The sequence below is a fragment of the Halorubrum sp. AD140 genome (assembly GCF_034497445.1).
Lineage (GTDB): Archaea > Halobacteriota > Halobacteria > Halobacteriales > Haloferacaceae > Halorubrum.
The window spans coordinates 39,088-56,244 of sequence record NZ_JAXRUU010000012.1 but is presented as its reverse complement, the minus strand read 5'-3'; the positions used below and the strand labels follow the sequence as shown (position 1 = coordinate 56,244).

The 17,157-nt window shown below is 68.0% G+C and carries 19 protein-coding genes; 9 read left to right on the top strand and 10 right to left on the bottom strand.

The genetic code is table 11. From position 1 onward, the window contains the following. Positions 1-316: 316 nt before the first annotated feature. Positions 317-646, bottom strand: a complete 330-nt coding sequence (locus tag U4E84_RS05055; protein WP_322531008.1) for a non-histone chromosomal MC1 family protein — start codon at positions 644-646, stop codon at positions 317-319. 381 nt (positions 647-1,027) lie between these two features. On the opposite strand from U4E84_RS05055, the gene U4E84_RS05050 reads away from it, so the two are divergent. Together U4E84_RS05050 and U4E84_RS05045 are read left to right on the top strand one after the other, a co-directional pair. Continuing rightward, complete coding sequence (locus U4E84_RS05050) at positions 1,028-1,231, top strand: hypothetical protein (RefSeq protein WP_092564125.1); 204 nt, start codon at positions 1,028-1,030, stop codon at positions 1,229-1,231. Positions 1,232-1,372: 141 nt separating this feature from the next. Next, on the top strand, positions 1,373-2,428 hold the full coding sequence (locus U4E84_RS05045; protein ID WP_322531007.1) for a quinone-dependent dihydroorotate dehydrogenase: 1,056 nt from the start codon (positions 1,373-1,375) through the stop codon (positions 2,426-2,428). Between the two features lie 30 nt (positions 2,429-2,458). Here the strand turns inward: U4E84_RS05045 and U4E84_RS05040 are convergent, their stop codons facing one another. Together U4E84_RS05040 and U4E84_RS05035 are read right to left on the bottom strand one after the other, a co-directional pair. Then, complete coding sequence (locus U4E84_RS05040) at positions 2,459-5,101, bottom strand: valine--tRNA ligase (protein WP_322531006.1); 2,643 nt, start codon at positions 5,099-5,101, stop codon at positions 2,459-2,461. Between the two features lie 92 nt (positions 5,102-5,193). Further along, entirely contained in the window at positions 5,194-5,448 is a 255-nt protein-coding gene (locus U4E84_RS05035; protein WP_322531005.1) for a hypothetical protein, read from the bottom strand. A gap of 487 nt (positions 5,449-5,935) precedes the next feature. On the opposite strand from U4E84_RS05035, the gene U4E84_RS05030 reads away from it, so the two are divergent. Continuing rightward, entirely contained in the window at positions 5,936-6,175 is a 240-nt protein-coding gene (locus U4E84_RS05030) for a ferredoxin (RefSeq protein ID WP_322531004.1), read from the top strand. 309 nt (positions 6,176-6,484) lie between these two features. On the opposite strand, the gene hemB is transcribed toward U4E84_RS05030, so the two are convergent. The 3 genes from hemB to U4E84_RS05015 form a co-directional block, all read right to left on the bottom strand. Continuing rightward, positions 6,485-7,498 (bottom strand): porphobilinogen synthase, encoded by a 1,014-nt coding sequence (gene hemB / locus U4E84_RS05025; protein ID WP_322531003.1) that lies wholly within the window; start codon positions 7,496-7,498, stop codon positions 6,485-6,487. A 94-nt stretch (positions 7,499-7,592) separates the two neighbouring features. Further along, the gene (locus U4E84_RS05020; RefSeq protein ID WP_322531002.1) at positions 7,593-7,757 is read right to left on the bottom strand and encodes a DUF6757 family protein; all 165 of its coding nucleotides are present in this window, start codon (positions 7,755-7,757) and stop codon (positions 7,593-7,595) included. A gap of 25 nt (positions 7,758-7,782) precedes the next feature. After that, complete coding sequence (locus U4E84_RS05015; protein WP_322531001.1) at positions 7,783-8,619, bottom strand: PHP domain-containing protein; 837 nt, start codon at positions 8,617-8,619, stop codon at positions 7,783-7,785. 143 nt (positions 8,620-8,762) lie between these two features. Here U4E84_RS05015 and U4E84_RS05010 point away from each other — a divergent pair, with 143 nt between their 5' ends. Then, positions 8,763-9,047 carry a DUF2795 domain-containing protein gene (locus U4E84_RS05010; RefSeq protein ID WP_322531000.1) on the top strand — a complete coding sequence of 95 codons (285 nt, stop codon included), beginning with the start codon at positions 8,763-8,765 and terminating at the stop codon, positions 9,045-9,047. A gap of 131 nt (positions 9,048-9,178) precedes the next feature. Here U4E84_RS05010 and U4E84_RS05005 read toward each other — a convergent pair whose 3' ends face one another. Next, on the bottom strand, positions 9,179-10,225 hold the full coding sequence (locus U4E84_RS05005; protein WP_322530999.1) for a DUF5784 family protein: 1,047 nt from the start codon (positions 10,223-10,225) through the stop codon (positions 9,179-9,181). Positions 10,226-10,369: 144 nt separating this feature from the next. Here U4E84_RS05005 and U4E84_RS05000 point away from each other — a divergent pair, with 144 nt between their 5' ends. Next, positions 10,370-10,537 (top strand): DUF5786 family protein, encoded by a 168-nt coding sequence (locus tag U4E84_RS05000; RefSeq protein WP_322530998.1) that lies wholly within the window; start codon positions 10,370-10,372, stop codon positions 10,535-10,537. Between the two features lie 71 nt (positions 10,538-10,608). On the opposite strand, the gene U4E84_RS04995 is transcribed toward U4E84_RS05000, so the two are convergent. Next, positions 10,609-11,277, bottom strand: a complete 669-nt coding sequence (locus U4E84_RS04995) for a hypothetical protein (protein ID WP_322530997.1) — start codon at positions 11,275-11,277, stop codon at positions 10,609-10,611. Next, the gene (locus tag U4E84_RS04990; RefSeq protein ID WP_322530996.1) at positions 11,274-12,260 is read right to left on the bottom strand and encodes an NAD(P)H-binding protein; all 987 of its coding nucleotides are present in this window, start codon (positions 12,258-12,260) and stop codon (positions 11,274-11,276) included. Before U4E84_RS04990 ends, U4E84_RS04995 begins: the two co-directional genes overlap by 4 nt. Positions 12,261-12,403: 143 nt before the next feature. Between U4E84_RS04990 and U4E84_RS04985 the strand changes: the two genes are divergently transcribed. The 4 genes from U4E84_RS04985 to U4E84_RS04970 all read left to right on the top strand — a co-directional run bounded on the left by U4E84_RS04985 (position 12,404) and on the right by U4E84_RS04970 (position 15,171). Next, the gene (locus tag U4E84_RS04985) at positions 12,404-13,321 is read left to right on the top strand and encodes an MBL fold metallo-hydrolase (RefSeq protein ID WP_322530995.1); all 918 of its coding nucleotides are present in this window, start codon (positions 12,404-12,406) and stop codon (positions 13,319-13,321) included. A gap of 79 nt (positions 13,322-13,400) precedes the next feature. Beyond that, a complete protein-coding gene (locus U4E84_RS04980; protein WP_322530994.1) occupies positions 13,401-14,006 on the top strand; it encodes a hypothetical protein in 606 nt (201 codons plus the stop codon). A gap of 20 nt (positions 14,007-14,026) precedes the next feature. Further along, on the top strand, positions 14,027-14,539 hold the full coding sequence (locus tag U4E84_RS04975; protein ID WP_322530993.1) for a hypothetical protein: 513 nt from the start codon (positions 14,027-14,029) through the stop codon (positions 14,537-14,539). Then, on the top strand, positions 14,536-15,171 hold the full coding sequence (locus U4E84_RS04970; protein WP_322530992.1) for a YigZ family protein: 636 nt from the start codon (positions 14,536-14,538) through the stop codon (positions 15,169-15,171). The genes U4E84_RS04975 and U4E84_RS04970 overlap by 4 nt, the downstream gene beginning before the upstream one ends. Positions 15,172-15,346: 175 nt before the next feature. Here U4E84_RS04970 and U4E84_RS04965 read toward each other — a convergent pair whose 3' ends face one another. Next, positions 15,347-17,050: a DNA-directed DNA polymerase II small subunit gene (locus tag U4E84_RS04965; RefSeq protein WP_322530991.1), complete on the bottom strand. Its 1,704-nt coding sequence runs from the start codon at positions 17,048-17,050 to the stop codon at positions 15,347-15,349. Between the last annotated feature and the right edge of the window lie 107 nt (positions 17,051-17,157).

Genomic DNA, 17,157 nt, shown 5'->3' with positions numbered 1-17,157 from the left:
GGATGACACCGAACTACCACGGCTCACATCAGATTCCCGCTTACGCCGGAGCGCAGGGATGGAATCCTCATCTTCGCGGACCTGATTGTACCCTTCGAGAGGTGATAAACCCATCGAAGCGTTTCGGGTCCAGCGAAACCGGGCCGAGTTGAACGGCTCGAGTTCGCGGATGCGTTCTTCGCATTAGTCACGATGCCCGGGTTGTACTTAACCTCGTCGAACTACCGGCGCCACGTCATGCGGTTTCATGCCGGTGAACTGTGAGCGAACCCACACCTCTGCGGGTCGGTCTCAAAAAAGCGAACGGACTCGGTGGCTACTCCTCGTCGAGATGCTCGATCCCTTTCTTCGAGACGTTGGCTTTCGTGATGCTGTCGAGGTCGTTGAGCCAGAACTCGTCGTCGGCATCGTCGACCTCCGGGGCACTGTCCTTCCAAGCCCAGCCCTCGTACTCGTGGACCTTCTTGGTCCCCTTCTCACGGAGGCGAATGGTCGTCGGTTCCGCCTCCTCCTCTGAGGGAGCGGGGTCGAGCGTCCGGGCGGCCTTCAGCGCGGCCTGGCGGGGCATGTTCCCGGAGAACTCGCTCGGTTCCGATCCGTCTTCCTCTCGAAGGGCGAAGTTTCGCTTACCGTCTTCACGTACCATGATTTATCCTCCATGCGAACTCAGCACACAGTCTGTAATAAATATATCGGGGAAATGAAAGCTGTCCAGCAAAACATTTTTATACGAACTCCGCTCCGGCTAGCGGTTTCGAGCGGAGAAAACCGACGATCCGCGACGACCACAGAGCGATGGCAGGGGCGCGTGACGCCTCGCGACTACCTACCGAGGAAGCGAGCAACCTCTCCTCGCGAAGATATCGGGCGCGGGGAAACGGGGGTACACCGAGCGTCGCTCTGTCGGTGATTGGCGTAGAGTGGTATCGGATTCAGCTCCCGGTCTGAAGTACGTGACCTTCGCCTTGGACTTCCGTAAACAACACTTATGTGTCTGCTGTGGCGAAGTGCGACAAGCACAACCGCGATGGTCCGCAAAAAGAAGCTCAGCCCCAGTGGCGCCAAGGACGACGAAGGGGAGTACCACAACGTCCACGTGAATCTCCACGAGGACGAACTCGCCGTCGCCGGCATGGAGATCGGCGACGAGGTGTTCGTCCGGGTCCGAGACGGGAAAATAATCATTCAGAAGGCGGATTCCAACCCCGAGCAGCTCGAGCACGACTTCTGAGCCGGACCTCGCTTTCGACCGTCCTCCAGCGCAGGCTCACGTTCGCGAGCGACGGCGACGCGGTAGTGAAACAGGGAGCACGGGCGGCGTCTCCGTCGGTCGGCGGATTGATGTTCGCTCGCGGCGAGTCGGATACGAACGATGGACGCGTACGACCTGTTGAAGCCGGCGCTGTTCGGTCTCCCGGCGGAGACGGCACACGGGACGACGCACCGGCTGTTACGAGCCGTACAGGGAACCGCGGTCACGGACCTGCTGCGGGACAGGTACGTCGTCGACGACCGGCGACTGCGGGTCGACGCGTTCGAAAACGAGTTTCCGAACCCGGTCGGCGTCGCCGCCGGGTTCGACAAGAACGCGGAGGTGCCGCGCGCGCTCGCGGCGCTCGGATTCGGCCACGTCGAGATCGGCGGCGTGACGGCCGAGCGGCAGCCGGGAAACCCGCGACCGCGACTGTTCCGGCTCCGCGAGGACAAGGCGCTGATCAACCGGATGGGGTTCAACAACGAGGGCGCTGACGCCGTCGGCGACCGGCTCGACCAGGAACCGCTACCCGACGTGCCCGTCGGTATCAATATGGGGAAATCGAAGTCGACGCCGCTCGCCGACGCGCCGGACGACTACCTGTACACCTACGAGCGCGTCGCGGACGCAGGCGACTACTTCGTCGTCAACGTCTCCAGTCCGAACACCCCCGGGCTCCGCGAGCTACAGAACCGCGAGGCGTTAGCGGAGATCCTCGGCGCCCTCGACGACGCCGGCGCGAGCCCCCTCCTCGTGAAGCTCTCCCCGGACCTCCCGGATCCCGCCGTCGAAGACGCGCTCGGCGTCGTCGACGACCTCGACCTCGACGGCGTCATCGCGACGAACACGACCACCTCCCGCCCAGAGTCGCTGGAGAGCCCGAACCGCGCCGAGCGCGGCGGCCTCTCCGGAAAGCCCATCGAGGGCCTCGCCACGAACCGGATCCGGTTCGTCGCCCGGCGGACCGACGTCCCGATCGTCGGCGTCGGCGGAATATCGGATGCGGCGGGCGCCTACGAGAAGATACGTGCGGGAGCCTCGCTCGTCCAGTTGTACACCGGGCTCGTGTACGAAGGGCCGGGGCTCGCCCGCGATATCAACGAGGGACTCCTCGAACTGCTCGAACGGGACGGGTTCGACTCCGTCGCCGACGCGGTCGGCGCGGACCTGTAGCCGAGAGAACACCGGCGATCGTTCGTCGGCCTACGCCTCGTCGCGCACGATGACGACGACGTCGTCGGCCTCCAGCAGCTCTCCGTCGCCCCGATACTGTCGCTCCTCCTCGATCGAGAACTCGTCGCCGACCAGCGTGACGCCGGCCGCGCGGAGCTCGTCGCCGTCGATCTCGTACTCCTCGCGTGCGATCGCGGCCTCGATGTCGCCGACTCGGTCGCCGTACTTCGGGCCGACCGTCGCGTAGTCGAGGTCTATCCCGATAATCACCGTCTCGACCGGGGCGTCGGCGTCGGGGTGGACCGCGACGTCGGCGACGTGCATCACGCCGGTGATGTCGTCCTCGAAGCCGCGAACGTCCGCGTACACCTCGACGGCGTCGAGCTCGGCGTTCAGCGGGAGTTGGTTCTCGCTCTTGTACTTCCGGAGCGCGCCAACGACGGCCGTGGCGGCGGCGCCGGCCTCGTGGTCCGCCTCTAGCCCGAGCGGCTCGGGCCAGTCCGCGAGGTGGATCGAGTGGGTCGAGTCGCTCGCGCCGTCCGCGTACATGTCGTGCCAGAGCTCCTCGGTCACGTGCGCGAGCAGCGGCGCGAACAGCTTCAGGAACCGGCGGTGCGCCGTCCGGAGCGTGTACGTCGCCGCGTCGTCCTCGCGCTGCTTGACGATCTCGAGGTAGTCGTCACAGAACGTGTTCCAGAAGAAGCTCCGGAGCTCGTCGCGGGCCTTCGAGAACGCGCGGTCCTCGAACAGCTCGGTGAGCCGTTCGATCTTGGCGTCGAGCTCGGCGAGCAGCCACCGGTCGAGCTCGCGGAGTCCGTCCGCCGGCTCGGTCGGGAACGGCTCCGGCGCGAGCGACTCGACGAGCTTGGAGGCGTTCCACAGCTTCCGGATGAGCTTCTCGCCCGCGCGGAGGTCCTTCTCCTTGAACGGGAAATCGTCGCCGACGGCGGTGCCGGCGGCCCAGTAGCGCGTGGCGTCGACCGGGAACTCCGCCAGGACCGCCTCGGGCTCGACGACGTTGCCGACGGACTTCGACATCTTCTCGCGGTTCTCGTCGAGGACGTGCCCGTTGATCATCGTCTCCTCGAACGGGACCTCGCCGGTGTGCTCGTAACACTTCACCAGCGTGTGGAACAGCCAGAAGCTGATGATGTCGTGACCCTGCGGCCGGAGATCGAACCGGTACAGCTCCGGGTGCTCCATCGTGAACGCCTCGGCCTCCTCGTCCCAGTCCCAGCCGGCGTTGATCAGCGGCGTCAGGCTGGAGGTGGCCCAGGTGTCGAGCACGTCGTCCTCCGGCTCGAACGCGTCGTGACCGCACGCGGGACAGGCGTCGACGGGCGGGTCGTCCGAGAGGGGGTCGACGGGCAGGTCGGCCTTCTCGGCGATGACGACCTCGCCGCAGTCCTCGCAGTACCACACCGGGAACGGGATTCCTGAGGAGCGCTGGCGGGAGATCAGCCAGTCCCACTGGAGCCCCTCGACCCAGTGCTCGTACCGGGTGAACATCTTCTCCGGCGACCATTCCATCTCCCGGCCGACCTCGAGGTACTCGTCGGTCTTGTCGAGCATCTCGACGTACCACTGCTCGGTGACGAGGAACTCGACGCTCGTCCCGCAGCGCTCGTGGACGTTGACCGTGTGCGTGATCCCACGACGGTCGAGGAGGGCGCCCGCGTCGTCGAGGTCCGAGACGATGGCCTCGCGGGCCTCGGCGGAGTGTAACCCCTCGTACTCCTCGGCGACCTCGGTCATGTGTCCGGACTCGTCGATGGCGACCCGGAGGTCCAGGTCGTGGACCTGGTACCACTCGATGTCGTTCTGGTCGCCGAACGTACAGCACATCACGATCCCGGAACCGGTCTCCATGTCGACGCGCTCGTCGGCGATGATCTGCACCTCGTGGCCGAACAGGGGGACCTCGGCGAACTCGCCGACGAGACCCTGGTTCTCGTCGTCGTCCGGGTGGACGAAGACGGCGACGCACGCGGGGAGGAGCTCCGGGCGCGTCGTCGAGATGAGGAACTCGTCGTCAGTGTCGCCGTCTGCGTCGCCCCCGACCACGGGGAAGGCGATGTCGTGGAAGTGGCTGTCCTGCTCGTCGTCCTCGGTCTCGACCTGCGAGATTGCGGTCTCGCACTCGGGACACCAGATCGCGGGGGCCTTCTCGCGGTACTCGCGGCCCTGCTCGTACAGGTCGACGAACGACAGCTGGGAGACGCGCTGGACGCGCGGTTCGATCGTCTGGTACGTGTGGTTCCAGTCGACCGAGACGCCGAGCGACTGGACGTTCGCGGTGAACTGCTCCTCGTACTGCGCGCAGACCTCGCGGCATTTGGCCTGGAACTCGCGGCGTTCGAACTCCTGGTGGCGGATGCCGAGCTCGTCCTCGGTGAGCCGCTCGGAGGCGATTCCGTTGTCGTCGTAGCCGAACGGGAAGAACGTCTCGCCGCCGTTCATGCGCTCGAAGCGCGCGACGAAGTCCTGGAGGGTGAAGCCGTACAGGTGGCCCATGTGGAGGCTCCCCGATACCGTCGGCGGGGGCGTGTCGATGGAGAAGACCGTGTTCGGATCGACCGGATCGTCGTCGGGGTAGGCGTACGTCTCCTCGTCGACCCATCGCCGCTGCCACCGCGGCTCGACGGCGTCGGGGTCGTACTCACCACTGGGCATTTCACGCCCATCTTCCCGCGGTTCCCCCTTAACGGCCTCGGTTGTGCAGGGCGAGCCCGCGTTACAGCGCGGTCAGGCGCCGCCGGACGCGGTCAGACCCGGTCGTCCAGGTCGTGCTCGGCCGCCATCCGCGACGCCTCCGCCGCGAACCGCTCGATCTCGTCCGCCGAACTCTCCCCGAGCGCGTTCTCGTCGACGTCGCGGCCGGCGGTGATCCCGTCGCCCGTGACGAGCCGCTGCTCGGCCAGCTCCTTCGTGTGGACGCGCTCGCCGTCCTCCGTGGCGTAGGTGAGCCGCACGAGCCCCTTCGAGTCGAACTCTCGATCGACGAGCCAGACCGTGGTCATACCCGGGGATGGGTGCCTGCGACGCTTAAGAAGGACGATCGTGGTGGGTGAACCATCCCGCAGCGGTTTCGATCCCGATGGTCTGCGGTCGGCGCGCGCCTGCGAGGCCGCACACGCGGCCGAGCAGCGCGTGCGAGGGAGTCGCTGGCGCCCTGCGCCAGCGACGAGGCTGGGGAGGTGTGAGGGGCGGTGCTGTGCGGGGCGGGACTCGAAGGGGCGAACGCGAGGACGGCGTAGGCGACGTAAGGACCGCAGGAACGAGTGAAGCGAGTGACGAGGACCGCAGCGAGCCCCTCAAGTCCTCGCGGTCGGGGATTCGGCGGTCTCGCTCACCGTATCGAGACTGTTCGTTTGCGATCGACATTCCGAGAAGCTGAATCGAACCGCGGCGAAGGCAGACACCGACCCGCGGATACGACACGCAAAAACGGAGACACGTGAGTACGGCGTCGCCAGCGCTTTGTACCGGCTCGTCGAACCAGCACGCATGCGCGTGAAGTTCGACCGCGACACCTGCGTCGGGATGTACCAGTGCGTCGCCGAGTGGGACGCCTTCGAGAAGAACCTGAACGACGGGAAGGCCGACCTGCGAGGGAGCGAGGAGGAAGACGAGGACGTGTTCGTGCTCGAGGTGCCCGACGGCGAGGAGTTCGACGCGAAGTTCGCGGCACGGGTCTGCCCGGTCGACGCCATCGAGGTGTACGACGACGGCGAACGGGTGGTGTAAACGAAGAACGATTCCCGACGGTCGGTTTGTCGATCGCTGCTAACGGAGCGCGTCAGATAGACACCTCCAAAGCCCCAGCCGCGACGACTCGCGCGGCTTGCTGCGCGCTTCGGTCGCTCGCGTTGCTCGCTCCTTGCGGTGCTTGCGTCGCCGTGCTTCGTCCTCGCGACTGCCCCTTTGCGTCCCGCCCGAGCGCACAGCACCGCAGCCTCACGCCTCCCCAGCCTCGTCGCTCGCTTTGCTCGCGACTCCCTCGCGCGCGCTGCTCGCGCCCGACGGGCGCTCACAGGCGCGCGCCAAGTGAATGGTTCACAGGAGCGTCGAACCCTCACCCGCTCCTACAGATAAGCGCTCGGCGAGGTCTTCGGCGAAGTACGTGATGATGAGATCAGCGCCCGCGCGCTTGAGCGACAGCAGCGACTCGTGGGCGGTCGCCTCCAGGTCGAGCCACCCCTTCTCGGCGGCCGCGTGCAGCATCGCGTACTCGCCGGAGACGTTGTACGCGGCGACCGGATGGTCGAACTCCGCGCGGATGTCGGCGACCACGTCGAGGTACGGGAGCCCCGGTTTCACCATCAACACGTCCGCGCCCTCCTCGGCGTCGATCCGGGCCTCGCGGAGCGCCTCGCGCCGGTTGGCGGGGTCCATCTGGTAGTGTCGGCGGTCGCCGAACGCTGGCGCGCCGTCGGCCGCGTCGCGGAACGGACCGTAGAACGCCGACTCGTACTTGACCGCGTAGCTCATGAGTGCCACGTCCTCGTGACCGGCCTCGTCGAGCGCCCCGCGGATCGCTCCCACCTGTCCGTCCGTCATCGCGGAGGGGGCGACCATGTCCGCGCCAGCGTCGGCCTGCGAGACCGCCGTCTCGGCGAGCAGCTCCAGCGTCTCGTCGTTCTTCACCGTGAGCGTCGGGTCCGTCTCCGCGGACTCCTCGATCACGCCGCAGTGCCCGTGGTCGGTGTACTCACAGAGGCAGACGTCGCCGATCACGTACGCGTCGGTCTCGGCGGCGATCCGCCGCGTCGCGCGTTGGACGACGCCGTCCTCGGCGTACGCCCGACTCCCCTCCGAGTCCTTCGACTCGGGGATCCCGAAGAGGATCACGGCCTCGACGCCGGTCTCGCGGACCTCCTCGACGCGGTCGACGGCCTCGCTCACGGGGACGCGTTCGTGGCCCGGCATCGTCTCGATGGGAACGCGCTCGTCGGTCGTCGCGTCGACGAAGACGGGCGCGACGAGGTCCGAGGCTGCCAGCGACGTCTCGCTGACGAGCGGACGGACGCCGTCGGTCCGAAGCCGCCGCGGCCGGTCGGTGGGGTGCATAGCGGAGCGTTGGCTCCGGGCGGTCTTTTATGATCCGTCCGCGGCGAGCCGGTTACGGACCTGAAGGCGGTGAGAGGCGAGGCCGAAGAGGAGGTTATTCCGACGATTCGACGTCGATCCGGTCGCGGAGCGACGCGAGTTCGTCCGACTCCGCGAGCTCCTCGACGCGCTCCTTGAAGTGCTCCTCACAGAGGCCGACGACCACGCCGCTCTGCTCGGCCTCGTACGTGGCCTCCCGCTCGCAGTAGTGACACCGCATGGTCGCCACTCTATCGGCGTCGGGCTTAACCCTGTTCGTCGATCGGGGAGGATCCGGTCTCCCGCCCGGTTGGAGCCGGCAGCCGGGCGCGAACGGGCTCGAAGGCGTCGGCGGTCAATCCCGCCTCGGCGAGCGTGCGCTCGTGCGCGTCGCTCCCACCCGTCAGGAGCAGGTCGTGCTCGGCGGCGACTCGCTCGACGCGCGCGTCGTCGACCGGACGCCCGTACGGGTAGAACCGCTCGACCGCGTCCAGATCGCGGGCGACGTCGAGCGCGGCGGCGACGTCGTCGTACCGGAACGGGTGCGCGAGCCCGACGAACGCGCACGCGTCTCGAAGGAGTTCGACCCCCCGATCCAGTTCGGTCACGTCGCGGGCGACGTAGCAGGGGCCGTCGTTCCCGATCAGCGCGTCGAAGGCGCCCGCGTAGTCGTACGGCGCCTCCGACTCCTCGATCGCGCGGGCGACGTGCGGGCGCCCGAGGCCGGGACGGGGGTCGACGCCGAGGTCGACGCCGAGTCGCTCCTCGACCGCGTCGAGGATGGCGGCGCCGCGGCGCTGCCGGTCCGCCTGGAGACGCTCGATCTCCGCGTCGAGCGCCGCGGTGTGTTCGACGGCGTATCCGAGCAGGTCGAGCCGTTCGAAGCCGGCGTCGACCCGCAGTTCGATACCGCGGACGACTCGGACCCCTTCGCGTTCGACGACGGGGGCGTCGAGGTCGGGGTGGATCCGGTCGTGGTCGGTGACGGCGACCCAGTCGAGCCCCGCGTCGGCGGCGGTCGCAGCGAGTTCCGCGGCCGTCATGGTGCCGTCGGAGATCGTCGTGTGCGCGTGGAGGTCGGCGACGATCCGGTCCGTGTCCATGGATTCCGTTGGCCTCCCCCGTACTAAGCGGCGACGATAGATTCGTGTGAATGCACACCAATATAAGGAACTATAATTTGATATCCCGGACTAAGGTTGTGCATGGACAATCATTAAGAACCGTCGGCGCTGTTTATCTGTCGATGCGCTTGAACGGCGTCGACGACCGACTCGAACGGCACCAATACCCGACGACCTCGGAGGAACTGATCGCGGCCCACGGGAACGCGACCGTAGAGCTCGCGGAGGGCACCGAGCGTCTCGGCGACGTGCTGGAGCGGTTCGGCGACCAGACGTTCGACGACGCGGAAGACGTGTTCACGGCCCTCCGCGCGGGCGTCTGTCACCGCGGCGTCGGTCGGCGGTTCTACTCGGACCGCGACCCGACGACCGACGCCGAGGACGGACCCTCACCGGTCTCGTTCTGAACGGACACGAGTCGACCGCGCTTTTCGACGTCTACCGCGTCGGTAGCACCGGATCGTCGCCAGCGGTACGAGTGGCGTAACGGCACGAGTGTCAGTCGCGTCGGAGAGGCGCGCGCGAGAACGGATCCGACTCACACCCAATCGATCGCCGGCGACAGGTCGATCGGCACCGATCCCTTCCGATACCCCTCCACGTGCCCGTCCGGGCGCGCGCGGAGAACGACCGCCGGGCGATGTCGAACGTCCGGCTGAGCCTCGCGAACCGCCGCCCAGTCGTCCGCGGGGAAGGACGTGCAGTCGACGAGCAGCGTGACGCCGCCGCCGTGCGCCCGTAGCTGGCCGCTCGTCTTGGTCTCCGCCGTGTCGCGGACCGCCGCGACGGGACCGTTCGCGGATCGGTTCGAGGCGGGCTGCGGGCGCGTCACCTCGACGAGAGACGCGCGTCCGGTGTCCGGATCGGTCGCTCGGAAGTCGAGCGAGTGCCCGGTCGTCACCTCGATCTCCGGAGTCACGTCGTATCCGGAGTCGGTGAGGATCCGCGCTACCGTGAACTCCGCGATCGTCGCGCTCATTCGCACGATGTCGAGCGACGCCGAGGTGCCGAGCTTGCCCGCCATCGTCTCGCGATATTCGTCGAGCGTGCCCGGCCGCAGCGTCTCCTCGACGAATCCTGTCCCCTCCTCGCGCGTCGCCTCCGGGAACCCGGCGGCGTGATCGCGGAAGAACGCCCGCGTCGTTTCCGCGCCGTCCTTCGAGCAGAACACCGGAAGGAAGTACCAGGAGACGTGCGGGAACGCCGCGAGCCACGGCTCCTCGTCGTGGAGCGCGGCGAGCAGCTCCCGTTGGACCCACCGAGAGACGGGATACGCCACCTCGTCGAAGCCGTACTTGTCCGTGCGCCACAGCTGGCTCGGCGTCTCCGTGTTCCCGATCCAGTAGCCGACCGGTCCTCCGCTCGCTCCCGCGGGCGGGTCGGCGTCGTCGTCGGTCCAGCAGAACAGGGCGAACGAGCCGTCGTCCATGTCGAACCGCCGCGCGTCGTACCCCGGTGGGGGACTGAACCACGGGTCGCTCGCGGTCGCTCCGAGGTTGTCGTCGAGCGGTCGTTCGAGCTGCGAGTGGACGCGGTCGGCGCTCCAGCGACCGGGGGCGCGCCTGAAGCGGAGCGGTTGTGCCACGGCCGTGTTATCGCGCCCCAGGTCTAATCGGTTCCGGTGCCCGAAACGCGACGCCCCGACGATCTCTCGGAGTAGTTTCGACAAGCAAACAATTCACCGACACATATATGACTGATTGTTTCTAAGTGAGGTCGTACCATGTCAATGGGTGCCTATGACGAGGCCGAACACGAGCGTCGCGAGAAGATGACCAGCGAAGTCGACGCCGATTTCGACGCGGAGCGGCCGGAGTATTCCGGCTCGCTCACGTTCGACTCCGGCGACTCGGCGGAGGCACTCCTCGACAAGTTCCAGGAGCTGCAAGGCGAGTGAGGCGGGCATCGGAGTCCCTCTTCTGCGGATCGACGCTTTCGACCCGGCCCGCTGACCGATCGGACCGTCGGTCAGGACAGCGCGATGGCGGCCGTACAGACGATCGCGACGGCGAGGACGTGACCGACGACCGCGCCGAGCAGGACCGGTTCCTCGAGTAGAAACGGGACGAGCGCCAGCTGAAGCACCGAGAATCCGATGTTCTCCGCGTCGATCCGCCTGACGCGCGCGGCCTCCTCCGGGTCGAGATCGACGTTCACCGCGCGCCAGAGCGCGACGACCGCGCTCCACCAGGAGGTGCCGATCCGATAGGTGAGGTCCCAGAGGATGAGGAGCGTCAGGTAGACGGCCGGAATCGGCGGGTTCGAGCCGAAGAGACGAGTGAGAAGCGTCCCATCCCAGGCGATCAGGTACGTGATCAGGGCGATGAACGCGAGCACCCCGAGGACGATCTCGATGCTCGACCCGAACAGGAGCCGCTTGTGCTCCGGGGGCGTCGACAGGCGGCGGTTCGCGGCGCCGAGCCGGTGCATCTCGACGCTGCCGATCGCCGCGACCACGACGGCGACCGTTCCCGCGACGACCGCGTCCCACAGCTCGTAGTGCCAGCCGAGGACGACCACGCCGGCCTGAAACAGCAAGAACTGGATCGCGACCGCGAGCCGCCGCGACAGCCCCAGGCCGGGGATCCCGCCCACGAGGCTCTCGTACACCCACGTCTCGCCGTAGTTTCGACTCACGACTCCGACTCCGCGTCGAGCTCGGCCGTGGCGTCGGTCGGGCCGGTCGGGCCGGTCGCGCCAGTCGCGTCACTCGCGTCGTCACGCCGGAGACTGTCGATCGCCCTCGCGACGGCGACCTCGAACGGCGTCTGCTCCACCGGCACGAGGTCGCGGATTCGGTCGTCCTCGACGATCACGGTGTTTCGGAGCCCCTCGACGAGCGAGCGAGCGAGGTACGGGTTCACGTCGGTCACCAGTCGGAGCCACTTCGCCGACAGCTCCGGGCTCAACACCGGCACCCGGACGATCCACAGCCTGTGGCCGAGCTGGCGGCGGGTTCGCCGGAGGATCTCGGCGTACGTCAGGACGTTCGGTCCCCCGATCTCGAACGTGTCGTCGCGCGTCTCGGGGACGTCGAGGACGCCGACGAGGTACGCCACGACGTCGTCGATCGCGATGGGCTGACACAGGGTGTCGACCCACTTCGGCGTCGTCATCACCGGGAGCCGGCTCGCGAGACCGTATATCACCTCGAAGCTGGCGCTCCCGGCGCCGATCACGATGGCAGCCCGCAGCGTCGTGAGCGCCGGATCTCCGGCCGCGAGGATCCGTTCCACCTCGCGTCGGGACCGGAGGTGTTCTGAGAGCTCCTCGCGGTCCTCTCCGAGTCCCCCGAGGTAGATCACTCTGTCCACGCCCGCGGCCGACGCCGCCGCGGCGAAGTGCTCGGCGCAGTTGCGGTCCCGTTCCTCGTACCCGGGGCCCCCGTCCATCGAGTGGACGAGGTAGTAGGCGGCGTCGACGGGAGTGCCGTCGACCTCGAACGCCGGGGGGAGCGTGTCCGGCTTCAGAAGGTCACCTTCGACCACGTCGACTCCGTCCGGCGGGACGTAACCGTCGGCGTCGCGAACCAGCGCGACGACCTCGTGGCCGCGGTCACGGAGCGCCGGTACGAGTCGGCCCCCGACGAACCCTGTGGCGCCGGTGACGAGCACGCGCATACCGACCGCTCGTGGGGAGCGACCAATAAGCCTCCGCCACCGTTCGGGCGTGCGTCGGAGCGTGGGTCGCCATCGAGCGTCGCCGTCCGCTTCCGTTCGCCGGGACCGAACCCTAAAAGGGACCGCGCGCCGCTCGTTGGAGCATGCACGCTGGCGAGTTCGAGCCGGTTCGCGGGGTGTCAGACCTGTACGTCCACGACACCGGGATGTTCGACACCGACGAGTACGGAGCCGTGTACGTGTACGACGTCGAGCGCCCCGTCGTGATCGACACCGGGACCGGCGCGAACCGGGAGGCGCTGTTCGAGACGATTGAGGAGATCGGGATCGGACGCGAGGACCTGGCGTGGATCCTCCCGACTCACGCCCACCTCGACCACGCGGGCGGAGCGGGCCACCTCGCCGAGCGCTACCCGAACGCGGAGGTCGTCGCGCCGGAGAAGGGGGTTCGACACCTCGTCGACCCGGGCCGCCTCGTCGCCGGAACGAAGGCCGCGGTGGAAGATCAGTGGCAGTACTACGACGACCCCGTTCCGGTCCCCGAAAGCCGGATATCGGGGCTGTCCGAGGGGGACCGAGTCGACCTCGGCGACCGCGAGCTCGTCGTGCACGAGGCGCCGGGCCACGCGCCGCACCAGGCGATCTACCACGACCCCGACGCCGGCGTGGTCTTCGCGGCCGACGCGGCCGGGATCTACGTCCCCGAAGTCGACGGGATCGAGCCGACGTCGCCGCCGCCGCAGTTCGACCTCGACCAGTGTCTCGCGGACGTCCGGACGATCGAGGAGTTGGACCCCGACTACCTCTGTTTCGGTCACTTCGGGCCCCGCGAGTACGAGCCCGAACTGGCCGGGGAGATAAAACGCGCGTACGTGGAGTGGGTGGAGGCGGTCCGCGCGAAACGGGAGGAGCTCGCGGACGACGACGCCGTCGTCGAACACTTCGAGGCGGCGAGCCGGAACGTCGAGTTCTGGAACCCCGAGCGCGCCCGAGCCAACGCGAGCCTGAACGTCCGCGGCGTCCTCGCGTACCTCGACTACGTCGGTGAGAACGAGGAGTGAAAACCGCCGCGACGAGGGGCGGGCGAATCGCGCGGACGCAAACCTCCTAAACCCCGCGCCGCCTAGGTGTCACTCATAAATGGGCATCTTCGACACGATCCGCGCCGTGCTCGGAACGAGCGCCGAGGCGGACGCGACCCGGGAGGCCGACCCCGAGGACCTCTTCGGGATGTCGACCGCGTACATGACGATGGAGGCCGACCTCGGCTACGACCACTGCGGGGAGGCCGCGCTGTGTTTCTCCGGCGTCGACAGCACGCGCTTCGACGACGCCGTCGAGACGGTCGAGGCCATCCTGGAAGCCGGCGAGGTCGACACCGGAACCGGGTTCCACCGCCACGAGGACGACCATGGCTACCAGTGGTTCGTGCTGGAGGACGACGACCCCGAGGACCTCGTAACGAGCGTCCACTTCGCGGCCGACCAGTTCATCGAGGAAGGGTTCGGCTCGCGACTGCTCGCGGCCGTCTTCGGCTTCGAGAAAGCCGACGTGGTCGCCTACTGGATCTACTCGTTCCGGCGCGGCGCGTACTACCCCTTCTCGCCGGAGGGGACGAACGAGCGGAACCAACAGGTCGAGTTCAAGCTCCAGTCCGTCCTCGACGGGGAGCTCGGCCTCGAAGACGACGAGTCGTACTGGTACCCGCTGTGGCCGGACGTACCCGGGAACCACCCGTGGGAGTGAGCCGACGTGAGGATGGGCCGATGAACGCGTCGACCTCGGGGGGAGAGACGGGGTCGACCTCGGGGGAGGAATCCGACGGCGTTACATCCGAAGACACCTCGGACCGCACGTCGGACGGCAGCCGCGATGCGCCGGAGAAGCGCGCGATTCGGTGGGTCGCCGTGCAGGCCGCGGTGCTGACCGCCGCCGTCCACCTGCTGTGGGCGTGGCCGCGGCTGAGCGATCCGGGAGACGTGCGCCCCTACGTGTTCCTGCTCGGCGGCGCGTTCACGGTCGCCGTCGCCGTCGCGACGCTGCGCGCCCCCGAGTATCGACGGCTGTACGCCCTCGGCGCCGGTACGCTCGCGGCGTTCCTCCTCGGCTACGTCGGGTGGCACGGCGCCGCGACAGCGGGGGCGCTCGGGAGCGACCCCCTCGCGATCGTCGCGGTGGGCGCCGAGATCGTCGGCGTCGCCGCGTTCGTCGCACTCTACCGGCTCGCGCCGCCGACGAGCGTGGTGCTCGAACGGCGGACCGAGGGGGAGAAGCCGTGAGCGACGACGCGTACCTGACGGTGGCGGAGCCCGCGACGGCGACGTTCGAGGTCCGAGGCTCGGAGTTTCTCGGGCACGTCGCCCCGGTCGACACCGTCGAGGAGGCCGAGGCGTTCATCGAGCGCGTCAGGGGCGAGTACGGCGAGGCGACCCACAACGTGCCGGCGTACCGGGTGCCGGCCGGCGCGGCGTCCGAGCGGACGCCCGGGAGCGATCCCATGCTCCGGGAGTACGCCTCCGACGACGGCGAGCCGTCGGGATCGGCCGGGAAGCCGGCGCTCAACGTACTCCAGCAGCGCGATATCCGCAACGTCGTCGCGGTCGTGACCCGGTACTACGGCGGGACGAACCTCGGCGTCGGCGGGCTCGCGCGCGCCTACTCGCGAGCGGTGAAGGAGGGGATCGACGAGGCCGGGGTAGTCGAGGAACGGCCGCATCGGCGGCTGGTCGTCGAGACCGGGTACGACGATTCGGGCACTGTTCGAGGCGTGATCGAGTCGTCGGGCGTCGCGTTCGACGCCGACTACGACGAACGCGTGCGGTTCGACCTCCGGGTTCCCGTGGTCGAGGTCGACGAACTGATCGAGCGACTCAACAGCGCGACGAGCGGCCGGGTCGAGATCGACCGGTAGCCACGGCGGCGTCGAGGTGGCGAACAGGCGACGGGTTCGAAACGGACTGCGTCCCGCGGCGGTGCGTCGCGCTCCCGTCCAGTGCGCCGCGGGCGAGAGTCACGTCACGGCGGGGGTAGCCTCGGTATCCGACTTCAACTGTCGACCGGGAGCCGGCTGACCGACGGACAGGCGACTACGCGAACTTCCGAACCGTCATCTCCAACGTGTCGAGGTCGAGGATTGGCGCGTATCCCGCGTCGGGGTCGATGTTGACGGACTTCTGGAAGTCGGTCTGGGCCTGCCAGCAGCCGGAGTTGACCGCGAGGACGTTGTGGTACTTCCCCCAGCCGAGCTTGTGGACGTGACCGGTGTGGAACACGTCGGGGACGTCCTCGATGACGAGGTAGTCGCGCTCCTCCGGCGCGACGCGGGTGTGGCCGCCGAACTGCGGGGCGACGTGACGCTTCTTCAGCAGTTGGTACATCGCCTTGTGGGGCTCGTCGTAGCTCGCCTTCTCCTCGGGGAGCTCCGCGATCACCTCGTCGAGGGAGACGCCGTGGTACATCAGGACGTCGACGCCCTCGACGCTGACGGTGGCCGGGTTCGAGACGATCCGGGCGTCGTGAACGTCCATGATCGAGCGCAGTTCGTCGTTGAATCCGGGCTGGGGCTCCGCGAGTCGAACCGCGTCGTGGTTGCCGGGGATCATCACGATCTCGGTGTCGCCGGGCACCTCCTTGAGGTGCTCCGCGAACGCCTCGTACTGGTCGTAGATGTCGACGATCTCCAGCTCCTCGTCCTGGTTCGGATAGACGCCGACGCCCTCGACCATGTCGCCCGCGAGCAGGATGTACTCGACCGGTTCCGCCTCGGGGGTGTGAAGCCAGTTCGTGAACCGGTGCCACGCGTCGGCCATGAACTCCTCGCTGCCGACGTGGACGTCGGAGATCAGCGCGGCCTGGACGTGGCGGTCGGCCGCGCCGGTTCGGTGGGTTCGGGGAACGTCCGGGAAGTGCAGCGAGTCGGCGAACAAGATCCCGGAGTCGTCGGCGAGCGTCCCTTCGACGGCGACGCACTCGTCCATCAGGATCTCGTCGACGACGTCGGCGAGTCCCTTGTCTTTCATCACCAGCGCGGGGAACGTCCCGGTGGTGTCCTCCAGCTCGACGAGCCAGTGGCCGGACTTGGTGGAGCGAACGTCGTTGACGAGTCCGATCATCGCGGCGTCGCTGCCGCCGGGCATGTTCGCGATCGCCTCCGCTGGTCGGTGGTTGACGCGACCCCGGAGCAGCTTCGAGAGCCGCTCGTAGCGGTCCCGGAACGTCCGGACGAAGTCGGCGTACTCGCCGGTCCCCGTGCTCCGTCCGGTCATGTCGTTTCCGACCTCCAGCTCGCGGCGGTCCGGGTCTCGAGAGCGGTCAGCGTCGCGAGGGGAGTCGGAAGCGCCCCGCCCGTCGACGGTCTCGGTGGCCGCGACGGACCGCGAGTCGGAATCTGACGAGGAATCGGCGCCGACGTGGCGTTTCTCCTCTCCCTCCGACCCCTTTGTTTCAGGTGGAGAACGCTCCGGCGATCGGGCATCGATCTCCTCGGGTTCGTCGCGTGACGGGAGGGCGGCGTCTGCTACGTTCGAGTCGGAGACGGCTTCGCCGCCGGCGATAGTTTCGGAGTCCGTCGAGGTCTCGGAGTGTGAGTCTGCCGAAGTCCGGGAGTCGACGGCCTCGCGCACGTGGTCGACGGTGATTCGAAGCGCGTCGTCGGGAGCGGCGTCGACCGCCGATTCGAGGGCGGCTTCGGAGTCTGACGCGCCCGCCAACAGGGTGACCGCCTCGCGTTCGGCGTTGTACCCTCGTCTGGCCAGCTCTCTAACGATTCGCGCGTTCGACTCCAGCGGCACGGCCGTCGAGACGGGAGAGCGACTCAAAACGGTTCCGGAGGACCGGTCGGAAGCGCCGCTACCTTTCGAAGCCGTGACCCGGAAGCTTATGACCGAAACCCGCCAAT